General features: G+C 71.2%; 14 protein-coding genes. 5 read left to right on the forward strand and 9 right to left on the reverse strand.

Annotated elements, in window-relative coordinates:
* Nucleotides 1-118: 118 nt before the first annotated feature.
* Nucleotides 119-781: a TetR/AcrR family transcriptional regulator gene (locus tag ACFQ7C_RS12225; RefSeq protein ID WP_378901152.1), complete on the reverse strand. Its 663-nt coding sequence runs from the start codon at nucleotides 779-781 to the stop codon at nucleotides 119-121.
* Between the two features lie 71 nt (nucleotides 782-852).
* Between ACFQ7C_RS12225 and ACFQ7C_RS12230 the strand changes: the two genes are divergently transcribed.
* Nucleotides 853-1794: an alpha/beta hydrolase family protein gene (locus ACFQ7C_RS12230; protein WP_378901154.1), complete on the forward strand. Its 942-nt coding sequence runs from the start codon at nucleotides 853-855 to the stop codon at nucleotides 1792-1794.
* Nucleotides 1795-1956: 162 nt separating this feature from the next.
* Here ACFQ7C_RS12230 and ACFQ7C_RS12235 read toward each other — a convergent pair whose 3' ends face one another.
* Nucleotides 1957-3081 carry an Rv2578c family radical SAM protein gene (locus tag ACFQ7C_RS12235; RefSeq protein WP_378901156.1) on the reverse strand — a complete coding sequence of 375 codons (1125 nt, stop codon included), beginning with the start codon at nucleotides 3079-3081 and terminating at the stop codon, nucleotides 1957-1959.
* Between the two features lie 120 nt (nucleotides 3082-3201).
* Here ACFQ7C_RS12235 and ACFQ7C_RS12240 point away from each other — a divergent pair, with 120 nt between their 5' ends.
* Together ACFQ7C_RS12240 and ACFQ7C_RS12245 are read left to right on the forward strand one after the other, a co-directional pair.
* Nucleotides 3202-4524, forward strand: coding sequence for a M15 family metallopeptidase (locus tag ACFQ7C_RS12240; protein ID WP_378901159.1), 1323 nt, complete (start codon nucleotides 3202-3204; stop codon nucleotides 4522-4524).
* Nucleotides 4525-4668: 144 nt separating this feature from the next.
* Nucleotides 4669-5832, forward strand: a complete 1164-nt coding sequence (locus tag ACFQ7C_RS12245; protein WP_378901161.1) for an acyl-CoA dehydrogenase family protein — start codon at nucleotides 4669-4671, stop codon at nucleotides 5830-5832.
* A 295-nt stretch (nucleotides 5833-6127) separates the two neighbouring features.
* Here ACFQ7C_RS12245 and ACFQ7C_RS12250 read toward each other — a convergent pair whose 3' ends face one another.
* The 5 genes from ACFQ7C_RS12250 to ACFQ7C_RS12270 form a co-directional block, all read right to left on the reverse strand.
* Entirely contained in the window at nucleotides 6128-6751 is a 624-nt protein-coding gene (locus ACFQ7C_RS12250; protein WP_378901163.1) for an ECF transporter S component, read from the reverse strand.
* Nucleotides 6748-7620, reverse strand: a complete 873-nt coding sequence (locus tag ACFQ7C_RS12255; RefSeq protein WP_378901165.1) for a siderophore-interacting protein — start codon at nucleotides 7618-7620, stop codon at nucleotides 6748-6750. Before ACFQ7C_RS12255 ends, ACFQ7C_RS12250 begins: the two co-directional genes overlap by 4 nt.
* A 39-nt stretch (nucleotides 7621-7659) precedes the next feature.
* Nucleotides 7660-8508, reverse strand: coding sequence for an energy-coupling factor transporter transmembrane component T (locus ACFQ7C_RS12260; protein ID WP_378901167.1), 849 nt, complete (start codon nucleotides 8506-8508; stop codon nucleotides 7660-7662).
* The gene (locus ACFQ7C_RS12265; protein WP_378901170.1) at nucleotides 8505-10427 is read right to left on the reverse strand and encodes an ABC transporter ATP-binding protein; all 1923 of its coding nucleotides are present in this window, start codon (nucleotides 10425-10427) and stop codon (nucleotides 8505-8507) included. Before ACFQ7C_RS12265 ends, ACFQ7C_RS12260 begins: the two co-directional genes overlap by 4 nt.
* A gap of 81 nt (nucleotides 10428-10508) precedes the next feature.
* Nucleotides 10509-11060 carry an ECF transporter S component gene (locus ACFQ7C_RS12270; protein ID WP_378901172.1) on the reverse strand — a complete coding sequence of 184 codons (552 nt, stop codon included), beginning with the start codon at nucleotides 11058-11060 and terminating at the stop codon, nucleotides 10509-10511.
* 139 nt (nucleotides 11061-11199) lie between these two features.
* Between ACFQ7C_RS12270 and ACFQ7C_RS12275 the strand changes: the two genes are divergently transcribed.
* Entirely contained in the window at nucleotides 11200-14220 is a 3021-nt protein-coding gene (locus tag ACFQ7C_RS12275; RefSeq protein WP_378901175.1) for a S8 family serine peptidase, read from the forward strand.
* Between the two features lie 113 nt (nucleotides 14221-14333).
* On the opposite strand, the gene ACFQ7C_RS12280 is transcribed toward ACFQ7C_RS12275, so the two are convergent.
* Together ACFQ7C_RS12280 and ACFQ7C_RS12285 are read right to left on the reverse strand one after the other, a co-directional pair.
* Nucleotides 14334-15323 carry a pirin family protein gene (locus ACFQ7C_RS12280; protein WP_378901178.1) on the reverse strand — a complete coding sequence of 330 codons (990 nt, stop codon included), beginning with the start codon at nucleotides 15321-15323 and terminating at the stop codon, nucleotides 14334-14336.
* A 13-nt stretch (nucleotides 15324-15336) separates the two neighbouring features.
* Nucleotides 15337-15657: a GNAT family N-acetyltransferase gene (locus tag ACFQ7C_RS12285; protein ID WP_378901181.1), complete on the reverse strand. Its 321-nt coding sequence runs from the start codon at nucleotides 15655-15657 to the stop codon at nucleotides 15337-15339.
* 204 nt (nucleotides 15658-15861) lie between these two features.
* On the opposite strand from ACFQ7C_RS12285, the gene ACFQ7C_RS12290 reads away from it, so the two are divergent.
* Nucleotides 15862-16737, forward strand: a complete 876-nt coding sequence (locus ACFQ7C_RS12290) for an SGNH/GDSL hydrolase family protein (protein ID WP_378901183.1) — start codon at nucleotides 15862-15864, stop codon at nucleotides 16735-16737.
* Nucleotides 16738-16796 lie beyond the last annotated feature (59 nt).

Genomic DNA, 16796 nt, shown 5'->3' on the forward strand with positions numbered 1-16796 from the left:
CTGGCGGCCCCGGGGGCCCAGAGGGCGTGTCCTTCGTCGAGGTGGCCCGTAGTGCCGGTTCGGGGTGGTGGTGGCGACCAGAGGGGCCACCTTCGCCCGGGCGGGGTCGGCTCCGGGATCAGGCGGCGGGGGCGGCGCCGATGGTGGCGACGAGTTCGGGGTCGCCGCCGAGCGAGATGAGGCGCGCGCGGAGCGCGGTCTCGGCCCGACGGTACGGCTCCTCGCTCGTGTGAAGCAGTGAGCGGGTGTTCGCCGCCTCGAGGAATGACACCATCTCGAACGTGAGCTGGCGCGCGTCGTCGAGCAGCGGCAGCTCGCCGGCGGCCATCGCGTACTCGATGCTCACGGTGAGGTAGTCCTCCCACTCGCTCGAGGCGGCGACGATCGCGTCGCGGACGACGCCGGGCTTCGCGTCGAACTCCACGGATGTCGCGGCGAAGAAGCATCCGCCACGGAACACGCGATCACGTGAATAGGCGAGCCAGTCGCCCAGCAGCGTGCACACACGGACCAAACCGCGCGACGTGCGCGCGCGGGCAGGTGCCACGACGCGATCGATGAACACCTCCCGGGCCGAGGCCACGACGGCGAGCTGCAGCTGCTCCTTCGAGCCGAACAGCGTGGCTATGCCGCTCTTGCTGTGCCCCGAGGCATCCGCCAGTCGCCCGATGGTGAGGCCCTCGAGGCCGTCCACCGTCGCGGTGTCGACGGCGTGCGAGAGTACGGCGCGCCGCGACTCGTCGCCTCGGAGGCGGCGGCGGTCGATGGGGGCTTGTGTCACACCCTCAGGTTACCGTACGATCGTTCGTATTCATAAGTACGACCGTTCGTATTTATCTGATCGGAGTCTCCATGGATCTCGCACTCGCCGCCGCCGGCACGTCCGTTCGCGCCGCGGCCGCTCTCTCGCCCCGGTGGGGAGCCGCCGTGGCGATGCCTCTCTTCGGCTACGTCGCGAAGCCGCGACCCGTGCGCGCCGACGACGAGCCCACGATGTCGCGCGCTCGCCGGCACACGGTGCGCATCGCAGGCATCGACCGCCGCGGCGTGGATGTCGACACCTACGAGTGGGGTGCCGGCCCGCGGACCGTCGTCGTCTCGCACGGGTGGCACGGGCGCGCGAGCCAGTTCTCGGTGCTGGTCCGCGAACTCGTCGCCGAGGGGTATCGCGTCGTGTCGTTCGACGCGCCCGCCCACGGCGGGTCGGGCGGTCGACGCACCTACCTCGTCGACTGGCTCGACGTCTTCGCCGCACTGCAGGAGCGCCACGGCGCGTTCGAGGCGATGATCGGCCACTCGTTCGGCGGGCTCGCGACCCTCGTCGGCGTCGCCGGCGGTATCGACGCCGCACGCGCCGTGACGATCGCCGCTCCCGCCGACGCCGACCTGCTGCTGAGCCAGTTCCAGGCCATGCTCCGGTACCCCGACGGGGTGGCGGCGAGCATGCGCGAGCTCTTCGCGACGCGATACTTCCCGGGGGAGCCCGACCCGTTCGCCTGGCTGTCGAGCGTTCGGCGTCCGCTTCCGGCCGGAGTTCCGCTCCTCGTCGCCCACGATCACGGCGACCGGGTGGTTCCGTTCGGCGAAGCCGGGCGGATCGTGGCCGCGAACCGAGGGGCGGAGCAGCTTGCGACGAAGGGGCTCGGGCACAACCGCATCCTCACCGACGACGCCGTGCTCGACGCCGTGCTCGATCACGTCCGCACCCCGCTCTCGGTGAGTGCGAGCGCCCTGACCCCCGAGGTCGCGCCGGCCGCGGTCGAGGAACTCGACCCGGTCTCGGTCGCGGCATAGCGCCCCGCACGTGCACAGAATCGGAGGTCTTCACGGACGCGCCGGGTTGCGGCATCCGTTCTCGGCGTGGCGCTCGGAACCTCCGATCCTGTGCGCGCGGCGGTCGACCCCCGCGATCGCCGGACGACGAGCGGCGGCTCCCGGTGAGGCGGCCCGGCCGGCTCAGAAGAGGCGAGCGGATGCCTCGGCGCCCGGCAGCGGGCGACCCGGAGTCGTCCGCATCGAGGCCGCGGCGCGTCCTCGGGACGTCACGATGATCGGCGGCGCGCTGCGCGCGTCGGCGCGGTCGGCCAGGCCCGCCACGGGTCCGCCGCGAGGATGCTCCTCCTCGGCCCGTCCGTCGAGGCCGTGGACGCGAAGCAGCGGACGCACCCTTTTCGCGAGCCAGGCGCGATAGGCCTTCGGTGCGTTCGCCGTCGCGCCCGGATACAGCCCCCGGTACGACGACACGAGTTCGGGGTGCCGCTCGGCGAGCCACTGCAGGAACCACTGCTTCGCTCCCGGCCGGAGATGCAGTGCGCCGTAGACGACCCTCACCGCGCCGGCCTCCTTGATGCGGCTGAGCGCGTGGTCGATCGCCGCGATCGAATCGGTGAGGTGCGGGATGATCGGCATCAGGAAGACCGTGACGCGGAAGCCCGCCTCGGTCGCCGCCCGCACCGTCTCGAGGCGCGCTGTCGCGTTGGGCGTGCCGGGCTCGATGAGGTGCTGGAGCTCGTCGTCGAACACCGCGATCGACATCGCGAGCGTCACGTGCACCTCGGCCGCGGCATCCCTCAGCAGCGGCAGATCCCGCCGCAGCAGCGTGCCCTTCGTGAGGATCGAGAACGGCGTGCCCGACTCCGTGAGCGCCGACACGATGCCCGGCATCAGCTTGTAGCGCCCCTCCGCGCGCTGATACGGGTCGGTGTTCGTGCCGAGCATGACCGGCTCGTGCTGCCAGCTGCCTCGCCGCAGCTCCTTCTGGAGCACCTCGGCGACGTTCACCTTCACCACGACTTGCGTGTCGAAGTCCCGCCCGGCGTCGAGCTCGAGGTACTCGTGCGTCCCCCGGGCGAAACAGTACACGCACGCATGGCTGCAGCCTCGGTAAGGGTTCACGGTCCAGTCGAACGGCATCGCCGACGCGCTCGGCACGTGGTTGAGGGCGGACTTGCAGAGCACCTCGTGGAACGTCACACCCGCGAACTCGGGGGTGGTCACCGAGCGCACCAGACCGTTCAGCTGTTCGAGGCCGGGCAGGGCCGCAGCATCCGCCACGCCCAGTTCCTGACCCTGCCACCGCATGTCTCCATGAGAACAAAGGTTCGAACTTAAGTCAAGGCGCCGCGTGCGCTCGATAGAACATCGGCAGACGGATGCCGCATTCCTGGCCAAAACCGGCGGTCTCGGGTCAGAATGGCAGACGTGACGGAGCCTGGCGGGCTCGCTACCCCCCGAGCCGCCCCCGAGACTCGTCGTGCCGCCCGAGCGATGCGCGAGGAGGTCGACCGGCGTGCCCGCGCGGCGGGAGCCACCGCCGTGCCGACGTTCGACGATGTCGTGTCGTTCGAGCTGCCGAGCGACGACTTCGTGCCGGGCTCGATCTCGGCGGGCGCGCCCTCGACTCTGCCGCTCGACTTGCGCCCGTCCGGCTCCGCGCGAGAGCGTGCGGCCTCGACACCGCACCCGGTTCCCGAGGCGCGGGTGCGCGGACGCCGGCGAGCCGTGCGCTCGCCCCGCCCCGTGGTCGGCGAGCGCCGCGCCGCGCGAGCCGCCGAACTGCTCGACATCGACGACGGCGCGCAGCCCACGCGCCACGCGCGGCCTCGCCGGCTGACCAGACGCCTGATCGTGGTCGCGGGGCTCGCCACCGGCGCCGCGCTGCTGCTCGGCTCGGCGGCGATGACCGCGATGATGCTGCCGACGGCGCCGGAGGCCCGCGCCGGCGCCGCGCTGGCGATGACGGTGCAGCCGCCCGAGATCGAGCAGCTTCCCGTCCCGCAGGTGGAGGAGTCCCCGCCGGCGGCCGACATCTGCGCGCTTCCCGACGTCACCGCCGCCGTGCAGCGCGGCGACGACGAAGCGGCGATCGTCGCGGCCGGTGGCGGCGAGGCCTTCCGCGACGCCGTCGTCGACGGGCGCGCTCCGTGCGTGGACCTCTCCGACTCGGCCCGCATCTGGACCGTCATCGACAAGATCCGTCCGGCCAGCCCGATCGACTACCGCCCCAGTGCGCTCGTGCTCCCCGACGGGGTGCGCAACATCGAGGGCGGCGCACTGCGGTCGGATGCGGCATCCGCTCTCGCCTCTCTCGTCACGGCCGCGCGCAACGCGGGAGTCGGCGAGATCGCGCTCGAGAGCGGGTTCCGCTCGTACCAGACGCAGCAGGCGACGTACGGGCGCCACTTCTCCGAGCGGGGCGAGGGCGCCGACCAGGTGAGCGCGCGGCCCGGCTACAGCGAGCACCAGCTGGGGCTCGGCGCCGATGTCGTCGCGTGCGCCGGCGCGTGCGGCACCCTCGACCAGCTCGCGGCGACGCCTCAGGGCGAGTGGGTCGCTGCGCACGCGTGGGAGCACGGCTGGATCGTCCGCTACGTCGACGGGGCGACGCCGGTGACCGGCTATCTCCCCGAGCCGTGGCACCTGCGCTACATCGGACCGGAGCTCGCCAAGGCCTATCACGATGGCGGCTGGACCTCCCTCGAGGAGTTCTTCGCCCTCGACCCGGCTCCCGACTACGCCGGCTGAGACGCGCCGCCGCAGTACCCTGCGATTCACGGATGCGGCGGCTCACAGCATCCGTGAGGCTTGAAACTGAGTACCATTGGCAGTGAGATGCAATGCCACCGGGGGTGCATCTCCACAGACTCGAGGACGAGAGGAAGGCGCACCATGGAGCGCGAGATCTACGACGAGGACCACGAGGCGTTCCGCGACGTCGTCAAGGAGTTCGTCAAGCGCTACGCGTCGGACGAGAAGCGCAAGCAGTGGGATGCCGCCGGCGAGATCGACCGTGCGACCATGCTGGCCGCGGGCGAGGCCGGCATCATCGGCCTGTCGGTGCCCGAGGAGTTCGGCGGCGCGGGCATGCTGCAGGACTACCGCTTCCGCTCGATCGTGCTGGAGGAGACGATCGGCGCCGGCCTCGGCTCGCTCGCCGGCGCCCTCGGCATCCAGGACGACCTCGCCGTGCCGTACATCGTGCACATGGGCACGCAGGAGCAGAAGGAGAAGTGGCTCCCCGGCATGGCGACCGGCGAGATCCTCGGCGCCCTCGCGATGACCGAGCCGGGCGCGGGCAGCGACCTGCGCGGCATCAAGACCACCGCCAAGCGCGTCGAAGGCGGCTACATCGTCAACGGCGCCAAGACCTTCATCTCGTCGGGCAAGACCGCCGACATGGTCGTGACGTTCGTGAAGACCGGCGAGGGCAACCGTCCCGACGCGTTCAGCCTGCTGATCCTCGAGGACGGCATGCAGGGCTTCGACCACGGCAAGAAGCTCGAGAAGATGGGCTTCCACGGCTGGGACACCGCCGAGCTGTCGTTCACCGACGTCTTCGTGCCGGAGGAGAACCTCATCGGCGGCAAGGAGGGCCTCGGCTTCATCCAGCTCATGATGAACCTGCCGCTCGAGCGCCTGTCGATCGGCGTCGCCGCGGCGGCCGCCGGCGAGGCCGCGTTCGTCTGGACCCGCGACTACGTGCTCAGCCGTGAGGCGTTCGGCGAGCGCATCGCCGACTTCCAGAACACCCGCTTCAAGCTCGCCGACATGGCCACCACGGTCGACGTGATGTGGGCCTACGTCGACCGCGCGATGCTGCTCTACAAGGACCAGAAGCTCACCGCCGAAGAGGCCGCGAAGGTCAAGTTCTGGACGACCGACCGCGAGGCCGAGCTCCTCGACGTCGGCGTGCAGCTGCACGGCGGCTACGGCTACATCACCGAGTACCCGATCGCCCGCGCGTATCTCGACGCCCGTGTGCACCGCATCTACGGCGGCACCAACGAGATCATGCGCGACCTCGTGTCGCGCCAGATCGTCGGCAAGCGCTGACGCTTTCTGACTGACGGATGCCGCGACTCGGCGCCTTCTCGGAGGCCCGGGTCGCGGCATCCGTCGTCCGTCTCGCCTCCAGGCCGCTCGCTCCCAGCCCGCGAGTTCCCAAGCATGCTCGGCTGTCGCAAAATGCTGGTCCTGTCGGCACTTTGTGACAGGTGAGCAGGGGCGCCCTGGGCTCGGCTGTCACGAAGTGCTGGTCCTGTCGGCAACTTGTGACAGGTGAGCCGGCTGGGAGGCCGGGGGAGTCGGGCGCCGGGGGAGTCGGGCTGGGCTGGGGAGAGAAGGGGGGTCAGTGCTGACCGGCGGGACCCGCGCCGCGCCCGAGGCCGCGGGTGGCCAGGCCGCGGCGGCGCGCGAGCTTCGCGACGCCGGCCTTGCGGAGGCGGTCGCCCACCAGGATGCCGAGTGCGACTCCCGCGACGCAGCTCGCGATCGTGAGGGCGAAGAACGCGATGAGCGCCCACGGCTCCATCGCCCACAGGTTGAACGAGGCGGCAGCGAGCACGGGGTAGATCGCGCCGACGAAGACGGCGCCGGCGTAGTACTGCCACGTCCGCCACGACCGATACAGGGTGACGAGGAAGGCCAGCTCTGCGAAGAAGGCCCACCAGATCGCCGCTCCGAGGAACGGGAACACGACGAGCCCCGAGATGACGCCGACGAGGATGCCGGCCAACGGCCGCTCGAGGAGGCGCAGCGCGACCGTCGCGGGCAGCAGCCAGAGCCCGGCGATCGCGACCGAGACGAACGGCACGGTGGCGAACAGCACGGTGGAGACCCAGCCGGCGCCCCACAGCATCACGCCGCCCGCGACGCCGATCGCGGCGCACGTCAGCAGGTACGCGGTGGTCACGCGGCCGCGGGTGGAGCGCACCGGCGCGGACGCGGCAGCCTTGCCGTCGGCGCCGCTCACGAGTGGGCCTCCGCCGTCGCGCGCTGGGACTTCGGGGCGGGCGACGCCGCGCCGACGCGCCAGTAGCCGCAGAAGCTCACCTGGTCCTTCGAGACGCCGCGCTCGCCGACCAGATGGCGGCGACCCTCGGTCGCGAGTGCCTGCTCGCCGACGATGTACGCGTGGATCGCAGCATCCGGAATCGTGCACTCGCGGAGAGCCTGCAACGCCAGGGTTCCGGGCTTCACGTCGTGGTCGCGCACGATCCAGCGCACCGTGACGCCCGCGGGGTGCGGGAAGTCGAGGGCATCGTCAGCCGAGGGCACCTCGACGATCGCGAGCCCTGTCGCGTGCGACGGCAGAGCGGCGCAGATGCCGGCGATCGCGGGCAGGCCGGTCTCGTCGGAGACGAGCAGCACGCGGTCCGTGCCGCGGTCGGGGTTGAAGGTGAGACCCTCGTCGATGACCACGACGCTCTCGCCCGCCCGGCACGACTCTGCCCAGCGCGAGGCCGGACCCGCCGTACCCTCGGCCGCGGAGCCGTGCAGCACGAAGTCGACGTCGATCTCGGCGCCTGCCGTCGCGGTCGCCGGGCGGAACGCGCGAACGGTGTAGTTGCGCATCACCGGCCGCACGCCGTCGGGGATGCGGAGGTACTTGAGGTACCCCAACATCTTGTTCGCCTTCGCGGGCAGGCGCTCCAGCCCCTCGTCGCCGCCGAGGGGCAGGAACAGCCGGAACCACTGGTCGTAGCCCATCGCATGGAAGCGCTCGATCTCGCCGCCGCCGAGCGTCACGCGCATCCAGTGCGGCGACAGGCGCTCGGTGCGCAGCACCGTGAGGTGCACGAGACCCTGCGTCTCGGGCTTGACCAGTCGGGGGTGAGCCATGTCGGTGCTCCTTGTCGGGCGGGCGAGGGGGTCGAGGACTCAGAGGCCCCACGGGAAGAGGACGGCGAACAGCGCGGCGGACACGAGCCAGAACGCGAGCACGAACGCGGTGTCGCGCCCGCGCCACGGCACGAGGTACCGCTCGGTGCGGTCGGCGTGGGCGCCGAACGCGCGGGCGTCCATCGCGAGGGCGACGCGCTCTGCGTGGCGGATGGCGCCCGCCATGAGCGGCACGACGTACCCGAACCAGCGGGCGATCGCGGCGAACGGTCCGCGCCCGCCGTGGGCGCCGCGCACGCGGTGCGCCTGGCGGATGACGTCGAGCTCGTGCCCGAACCGCGGCACGAAGCGGAACGCCGCCAGCGCCGTGTAGCCGATGCGGTACGGCACCCGCAGCTGCTGCACGGCCGCGCGCACGAGGTCGGGGCCGGTCGTCGAGAGTCCGGCGATGAGGGTGAGGGCGAGGATCGCGGCGAGGCGCAGGCCGGTGGCGAAGCCCACCTCGAGGGCGCCGCCGTACATCGTCCAGCCGCCGATCTGCCACACCACGACCGATTGGTCGACCCGCGATGCGTCGGTCCACAGCGCGAATCCGAAGCCGATCACGAGCGCGCTGATCGGCAGCGCCAGGAACAGGATCGCCGCCAGACGCCGCGTGAACGACACCCCCACCAGCAGCACGGCGTACGCGAGCGCGAGGAACGCCGCCGGGGTCGCAGCATCCCGCACGAACACCAGCAGCACCATCGCCGGCAGCGGCGCGGCGAGCTTCGCGAGCGGGTTCATGCCGTACAGGAAGCGGACAGCGGATGCCTCGACCCGCCGCGCGTACGGATCGAAGGTCGAGTGCGCAGCCGTCGCCGCGGTGAGCGGGCCGGTGTCGGTCACGCGGCACCTCCCGTCGCGTGCGGGGCCGCGGTTCCTGTTCGCAATTCAGGATCGTTGAGGCGCAGAGGGTCGATCGGGGTGGGTTCGGACGCATCCATCCTGAATTGCGAACGCGACGTGGGCGCAGGTGCGTGGGCGTCCGGGAGGTCGGCGAGGCGGGCGATGCGGGAGAGCTCGGGGTGGTTCCGGACGCCCTGCAGGGCGCGGCGCAGGGGCGGCGGGCGCAGGCCCGCTCGGGCGATGAGCGCGTCGTCGGCGAAGAGGTCGGCGGTCGGACCCTCGGCGAGCACGCGGCCGTCGGCGAGTACGACGGTGCGGTCGGCGTAGTCGGTCACGAGCTGCATGTCGTGGGTGACGACGACGATGGTGGTGCCCTCGGCGTTGAGCTCCGACAGGAGGGAGAGCAGCTCGTCGGCGCGGGCACGGTCCTGACCGAAGGTCGGCTCGTCGAGCACGAGCACCGGGGCGCCGGCCACGAGGGCCGTGCCCACCGAGAGGCGGCGCTTCTGGCCGCCCGAGAGGAGGAACGGGTGGCTGTCGGCCTTGGCCGAGAGGCCGAAGCGCTCGAGGAGGGCCTCCGTGCGCACGCGGACCTCCTCGTCGGAGAGGTGCTGTCGCCGCAGGCCGTGCGCGATCTCGTCGAACACGGTGTGCGCGATGAACTGGTGCTCGGGGTTCTGGAAGACGAACCCGATCCGCGAACTCAGAGTGCGCGCGTCGGCGCGGCCGACGTCGAGGCCGTCGACGTGGACGGTGCCCTTGGGCGGGGAGACCACGCCGGCGAGGGCCTGGATGAGGCTCGTCTTGCCCGCCCCGTTCGCCCCGACGACGGCGACGAAGGCCCCACGGGGAACGTCGAGGTCGACGTCATGGAGCACATCCGTCCGGCTGCGGCGGAGCGTGAGGCCCCGCACAGTGATGAGCGGGTCGGGGTCCGTCGCTCCGGCATTCCTGTCGCGAGACCACCCCTTCTCGCCCAGACCACCCGTGGCGGACGATCTGTCCGGGGTGGACTCGGCGAGCAGGGGTGGTCTGGGCGAAGAGGAAGCGGGCGCGGGCTCGGCGTCGAGAGCAGCACGGAGCTCGTCGGGCGTCAGCGGCAGGGGGTCGAGCCGGAAGCCGGCGCGGCGCAGGCGCAGGGCGGCGAGCGTCGACACGGGAAGCCACACCCCCATCGCGTGCAGGTCTTCGGCGCGGCCGCGCAGCACGTCGTCCACCGAGCCGTCGGCGGCGAGGAATCCGTCGTGGTCGAGGACGACGACCCGGTCGACGAAGCCCACGGCGGCGTCGAGGTTGTGCTCGACGAGAAGGATGGCGCGGTCGCCGGCCGCGACGAGCTCGGCGAGGGCGGCGTAGACCTCCTCGATCCCGGCGGGGTCGAGGTTCGCGGTCGGCTCGTCGAGCACCAGCAGCGGTGACCCCATCGCGAGCGCGCACGCGATCGCGAGCCGCTGGCGTCCGCCGCCGGACAGGCGGTCGGGGTTGTCCCTGCGCCGCTCCCACAGGCCCACCCGGCGGAGAGCCTCTTCGGCGCGGGCGAGCACCTCGGCCACCGGCATCCGCAGGTTCTCCGGTCCGAAGGCCACCTCGTCGAGGAGTGTGCCGGTCACGAGCTGTGCGTCGGGGTCCTGGAAGACCATGCCGACGCGCGTGCTGAGCTCGGCGACCGGCGTCGACTGCGTGTCGAGACCGTCGACCTCGACCGACCCCGCCACGGTCGCCGGCACGGCCTGTGGCAGCAGCCCGTTGAGCGCGAGGGTCAGCGTCGACTTGCCCGACCCGCTCGGGCCCAGCAGCAAGACGACTTCGCCGGGCGCGACATCGAACGACACGGATGCCGGAGCCGGCGTGGTCTCGCCGTCGTGGGTGATGCCGAGCTCGGACACACGCAGCAGCGGCACCGCAGGGGACACGGCCATCCGATCGTCGAAGGAAACTTAGCCTTCCCTAACTTACCGGCCCACCCGTCGGCCGCGAAACGGCCCGAGCGAACGAGCGCGTCAGCGCTGACTGCGCCGGGCGACCCCTGCGCGGCGGAGTGCGGAGCCGATCGCCAGGCCGACGGCGGTCCATGCGACCGGGCCGATGATGAACAATGCGACGTAGACGATCTGGCCCCACAGCGGGAAGCGGGTCACGTCGGCAGCGAACCAGATCGCGGCGGCGATGACGGCGCCCACGATCACCGCGGAGAGGAAGAACCGCCAGGGTTCCCAGCGCTTGTAGCGCGAGGCCGCGGCGATGAGCTCCTGCAGACCGCCGATGAGGAGGGCGGTGCCGATGTAGCGGCCGATCCACAGCGGCACGACCGCGCTCGCCACGAGTGCGGCAACCATGTGCGTGATGAGTGCGACCCACGGTCGGCGCAGCAGCTCCTGCGCGACGACGCCGGGCAGCACATGCACGCCGAGCACGAGTCCGTAGAGGATCGGCGCACCTGCCGAGACGAAGCCGCTGATCGCTCCGGCACCCGCCTGCAGCACGCCGGTCGCGACGCCGATGGCGGCGCAGGTGAGCAGAACGCTCGTCGAGATCCGGGTGCGATGAGCCACCTGCCCAGAGTACTGGGATGCGGTGGCGCGATTCTCACTGAGCTCTCATTAACTGAGATTCACCTGGCAGTTACGTTTGAGTTCGCTGCGCCCCGACGAAGTGGCGCAGCGACTCCCCACAAATCAATGGAGGCCACATATGGGTCGATCCTCCGTCAGAGCAGCCGCGGTCGTCACACTCGCCGCACTGTTCACGGGCTCCGCCACCGCCAGTTTCGGCGCCGTCCCGGAGGAGGTGAACACCCCGACCCCCATCAATGCCGAAGACGGCCGCTACATCGTCCTTCTGAAGGAGGCGCCCCTCGCCACCTACGACGGCGGCACCAGCGGCATCCAGCGCACCAAGCCCGCCAAAGGCACGCAGCTGGACGCCGGCTCCGCGAACTCGAAGAGGTACCTCGCGCACCTCAAGAAGCAGCAGGCGGAGGTCGCGGCCGAGGCGGGCGTCACGCCCACGCAGTCGTACGGCGTCACGGTCAACGGCTTCAGTGCGTCGCTGACGGCGAAGCAGGTCGCCCAGCTCAGCAGCGACAAGGGCGTGCTCGGAGTCTTCCCCGACGAGATCTACCACCCGACCGCTGCGGTTCCCTCGACCGAGTTCCTGGGTCTCGGCTCGAACACGACCGGCACGGGCGGCATCTGGGATGCCGTCGGCGGCGTGAGCGAGGCCGGCAAGGGCACTGTGGTCGGCGTGATCGACACCGGCATCGCGCCGGAGAATCCGTCGTTCGCAGGCGAGCAGCTGAAGAAGACCGGCGCACCCGGTGTTCCCTACACCGTGAACGGCGACACGATCGTCTTCGACAAGGCCGACGGCGGCCAGTTCAAGAGCCCGATCACGATCGCGCAGAGCTGGGACAAGCGCCACTACAACACCAAGCTCATCGGAGCGCAGTACTTCTCCGAGGGCGCGGCCGCGGCGGGCTTCGACTTCAGCTACGACTTCCTGTCGCCCCGTGACGGCGACGGCCACGGCTCGCACACCGCGAGCACGGCCGCAGGCAACTTCGGCGTGGACGCGTCGGTCGAGGGCATCGGCTTCGGCAAGATCTCGGGTGTCGCACCGGCCGCCAAGGTCGCGGCGTACAAGGCCTGCTACGTCGGGCCCGACGACCTCGTCACGACCGACGACATCTGCGCCGGCAGCGACCTGATCGCGGCGATCGACAAGGCCGTCGCCGACGGGGTCGACGTGATCAACTACTCGATCGGCGGCGGCTCGGCCTCCACCGTCCTGAGTGCCGACGACTACTCGTTCCTCGGCGCAGCCGCGGCGGGCGTCTTCGTCGCGGTGAGCGCGGGCAACGACGGTCCCGGCGCCTCGACCGCCGACCACGGATCGCCGTGGTACACGACGGTCGCAGCATCCACCATCCCGACGTACGAGGGCACGGTGAAGCTGCCGAACGGGTTCCAGGCGGCCGGCGCCTCGGTGACAGTGCCGTTCGGCAAGGAGCTGACGGGGGCGGTCGTGTACTCGGGCGACATCGCGAAGCCGGGCGCAGATCCGGCTCAGGCGGCGCTGTGCATGCTCGGCACGCTGGACGCCTCGAAGGCGGCGGGCAAGACCGTGGTCTGCGACCGCGGCACGAACGCCCGCGTCGAGAAGTCGCAGGAGGTCAAGGCGGCCGGAGGCACGGCGATGATCCTCGTCAACGTGACGGCGGGCTCGCTCGACAACGACTTCCACTCGGTGCCGACGGTGCACATCGACGCGCAGCACCGCGCGGCGCTCCTCGAGTACGTCCGCGCGGCGGGCGCGGGTGCGACGGCGACGCTCGTGGGCGACAACGTCACCGGCAAGGTGACGCCGACCCCGCAGATCGCCGGCTTCTCGAGCCGCGGCCCCGTCCTCGCCGACGGCAGCGACGTCATCAAGCCGGACGTCTCGGCCCCCGGCGTCGGAATCCTCGCGGCGACGCACAACGGCCCGAAGGAGAAGGCCACGTTCGGCTTCAAGTCGGGCACGTCGATGTCGTCGCCGCAGGTGGCGGGCCTCGGCGCGCTCTACCTCGGCGAGGACCCGCTGGCATCGCCGGCGAAGATCAAGTCCGCGCTCATGACGACCGCGTACAACCTGGTCGACGCCAACGGCCAGCAGGTCGCCGACACGTTCGCGCAGGGTGCGGGCCACGTCGACCCGAAGCGGTACTTCACCCCGGGCCTCGTGTACGACAACGGCATCCTCGACTGGGCCGCGTACCTCGAAGGCGCGCTCGGGCAGGACTACTTCACCGATGTCGACCCGATCGACCCGAGCGACCTGAACATCGCCTCGATCGGCATCGGCGCCCTCGCCGGAACGCAGACGATCACCCGCACGGTGACGGCCACCACGGCCGGCACCTACACGGCGTCGGTGAACGTCCCCGGCATCGATGCAGTGGTGACTCCGTCGACCCTGGAGCTCGCGAAGGGCGAGTCGCGGTCGTTCACGGTGACGTTCACGACGGCCGGCGCGTCGCTCGAGAAGTGGGCGACCGGGTTCCTCACGTGGACGGGCGGCGGGACGACCGTGCGCTCGCCCATCGCGGTATACCCGGTCAGCGCCGACGCGCCGCCCGGGGTCTCCGCCACCGGCGCCGAGGGCGACCTCGACATCACGGTGACGCCGGGCTTCAGCGGACAGCTGCCGCTGACGGTGCTCGGCCTCGCGAAGGCGGACGTGCTCATCGACGGCACCGAGAAGACGGGTGAGGCGAACGGCGGCACCACCAACGTGCTGATGCAGGTCCCGGCCGGCATCGACGTGGCGAAGTTCGCGTTGAACTCGTCGGTCGACACCTCGGGCACCGACCTCGACCTCACGGTCTACCGCGTGGTGAGCCCGACCGACCTGCGCTACTACCAGCGCTGGTCGTCGGCCACCGAGTCCGCGGACGAGGCCGTGCAGATCACTCAGCCGACCGCCGGGTGGTACGTGGTCTCGGCCGACGTGTACGCGTTCACCGGTCCGTTCACCTGGACCGCCACGAGCGCGCTCGTCGGACCCGGCGGTGTCGGCTCGCTCACGGCGACGCCGAGCACGCTGGCCGCGCAGCAGGGCCAGGCTGCGACGTACAACCTGTCGTGGTCGGGTCTCGAGCAGGGCAGCTACCTGGGCGTCGTCCGCTACGGCGACTCGCAGGTGCGCACGGTCGTCTCGGTCGACGTGCCGTAACCCTCCGCACACGAGGGGGCGCTCGGGTTCAGGCTCGGGCGCCCCCGGCGTTTGGATGAACGGATGCTGCGGGCCGCAGCATCCGTCCATCCCAGACGCGTGCGGGGACGGCGTTACAGGCGGCGCCGGCGCCGCGTGAGGCGCACGGCGGGCATCGGCGGAGCGGGGATGCGCTCGTCGCCGTGGTCGATGACGTGGCCGAAGCGGTCGGAGCCCGACTCCCAGGCCTCGCGGGCGTCGACGATCTCTTCGTGGGTGCGGCCGACGAAGTTCCACCACATGACGACGTCGTCCTCGAAGGGCTCGCCGCCCAGGAGGAACAGCGTCGCGCCTGCCGGGCTCGAGATCACGACATCGTCGCGATGCGTGCCGAGGTAGAGGAGGTGCGCCGCGTCGACGACGACGTCTTCGCCGACAGCCGGTGTCCCCACGGCAGCCGCGCCGTACACCGCCACGAGCGCATGCTCCCAGGCCGGGTCGAGCGGCACGGTCACGGTCGCACCCGCCGGGATCCGCAGCTCCGCGCCGACGATCGGCGTGTAGACCGTTGCCGGCGATGCCACGCCGCCGAGCTCGCCGAGCACCACCGTCGCCGATCCGGCCGCACCCGCGACCGGCGCCAGCTCCAGCTCCGGCAGCACCGCGTGCTGCTCGAACGCCGGTCCGCCGTGCCGTCGCGACTCGGGCAGGGCGACCCAGAGCTGCAGCGCGTCGAGGGGCGCGGCATCCTCTCCGACCGAGTACTCGGAGTGGGCGATGCCTGCGCCGCTCGTCATGAGGTTGAGCGCACCACGGCGTACGAAGACATCGCTGCCCACGGAGTCGCGGTGCCGCACGTCGCCGAGGTACGGCCACGTCACGGTCTGCAGGCCGATGTGGGGGTGGGGTTCGACGCGCATGCGCGTCTCCTGCGGTCCGAATCGATCGAGGAAGCACCAGGCGCCGACGAGCGGCAGCTCGCGCTGCGGCAGCGCGCGGTGCACCGACATCGCGCGCACACCGCCGAGCGGCACCTCGCGTGCCTCGAGCAGCAGGGTGCGCGGCCCGGCGCATTCGACCGAGGACTCGGTGGCGACGGCGTCGTCGGCGTCCAGTCGGGTCATGTCGCCGCTCCGATCACTCCGGGTGCGGCTGGTCGGGCCACTCGACCGTGAGCCCGGGCACGTCGTGCGTCCGCAGGTACTTCGCCACCACGGGGCAGTGCGGCACGACCGTCTCGCCCCGGCGCGCGGCATCCGCCATCGCCTCCGAGACGACGATCTGCGCGAGCCCCCGGCCGCGGAAGGCCGGGTCGACCTCGGTGTGCGGAAAATGCAGGCGGCCGCGGGGATCGATGCGGAAAACGGTGAAGCCCGCGAGCACGTCGTCGACGTGCACCTCGTAGCGGCGGTCCTCGTCGTTGCGGGTCACGATCGTCTGCGCTTGCGTCTCGGTCACGTCAGTCCTTCCGTCGTCCTTCTCAACGTACGTGTCCGTGGCGCGATTCCGCCACCGCGGGTGCACGAGGGCCCCCTGGCGGCGCTGATCCCACGGGTCTATCGTCGGCATCGTCCGCGATGTCTGTGCGGGGCGAGGAGCACGGCGATGCAGTCGCGGGCCGATTCGGGGGAATCGATCCGGCCAGGGATTCAAAGGGGAATCATGAAACGACGCATTCTCGCCGCATTCGCGGCGCTCGCTCTGGGGGTCGTCGCCGTCTTCGGCACGTCGTCGGCCGCCGTCGCCGCGCATACGCCCGGAGCGACGTACGTCGCCCTCGGCGACTCCGAGGCCGCCGGCAGCGGCAACATGCCGTATGTCGACACCAGCTCGTGCAAGCAGTCCAAGAAGGCGTACCCCAAGGTGCTCAGCGCCGCGTTGGGCGTGTCCGTCGTGTCGGCGGCGTGCGCGGGTGCGACCACACAGGATGTCGCGGTGCAGGCCGGCGCTCTCCACGCAGCGGGTGCGCTCGGCTCAGCCACGCAGCTCGTGACCATCACCGCCGGCGTGAACGACATCGAGTGGCAGAAGGTGCTCGCGCTGTGCAGCGATCCGAACCTGGCCGCCGAGTGCGCAGCGGCGAAGGCCGCTGCGATCGCCGAGATCCCGACCATAGCTCCCGCGATCGCCCAGCTGATCGGTTTCGTCCGCTCGCTGGCGCCGAACGCGTACATCGTCGTGACCGGGTATCCCCTGCTGTTCGGCGACGTCACCGGCACCTGCAACGCCGGCAGTTCGCAGAGCGGGCCGGTCAAGCTCCCGGCACAGCTCGTGGCCGAGGTGAACCAGGGAGTGTCCGGCATCAACGCCTTCATCGCCGGCGGCGTCGCGGCATACATGGCCGCGGTGCCCGCTGATATCGGCGTCGAGTACGTCGACGTCAGCGTGGCGTTCGACGGCCACGGCCTCTGCGACACCGGCGACCGCTGGATCTTCGGCTTCTCCGCCGGAGAGCCGAACATCGACCGCGGCTTCCACGCGAACGCCGCCGGCCAGCAGGCCTGGGCCGCGACCATCCAGGCGGCGCTCGTCGGCTAGCACGTTCTGGGGGACGGATGCTGCGGGGTCGCAGCATCCGTCTCCACTCTGCTCGTCTG

The organism is Microbacterium sp. NPDC056569, from assembly GCF_042793475.1.
Classification (GTDB): Bacteria; Actinomycetota; Actinomycetes; order Actinomycetales; family Microbacteriaceae; genus Microbacterium.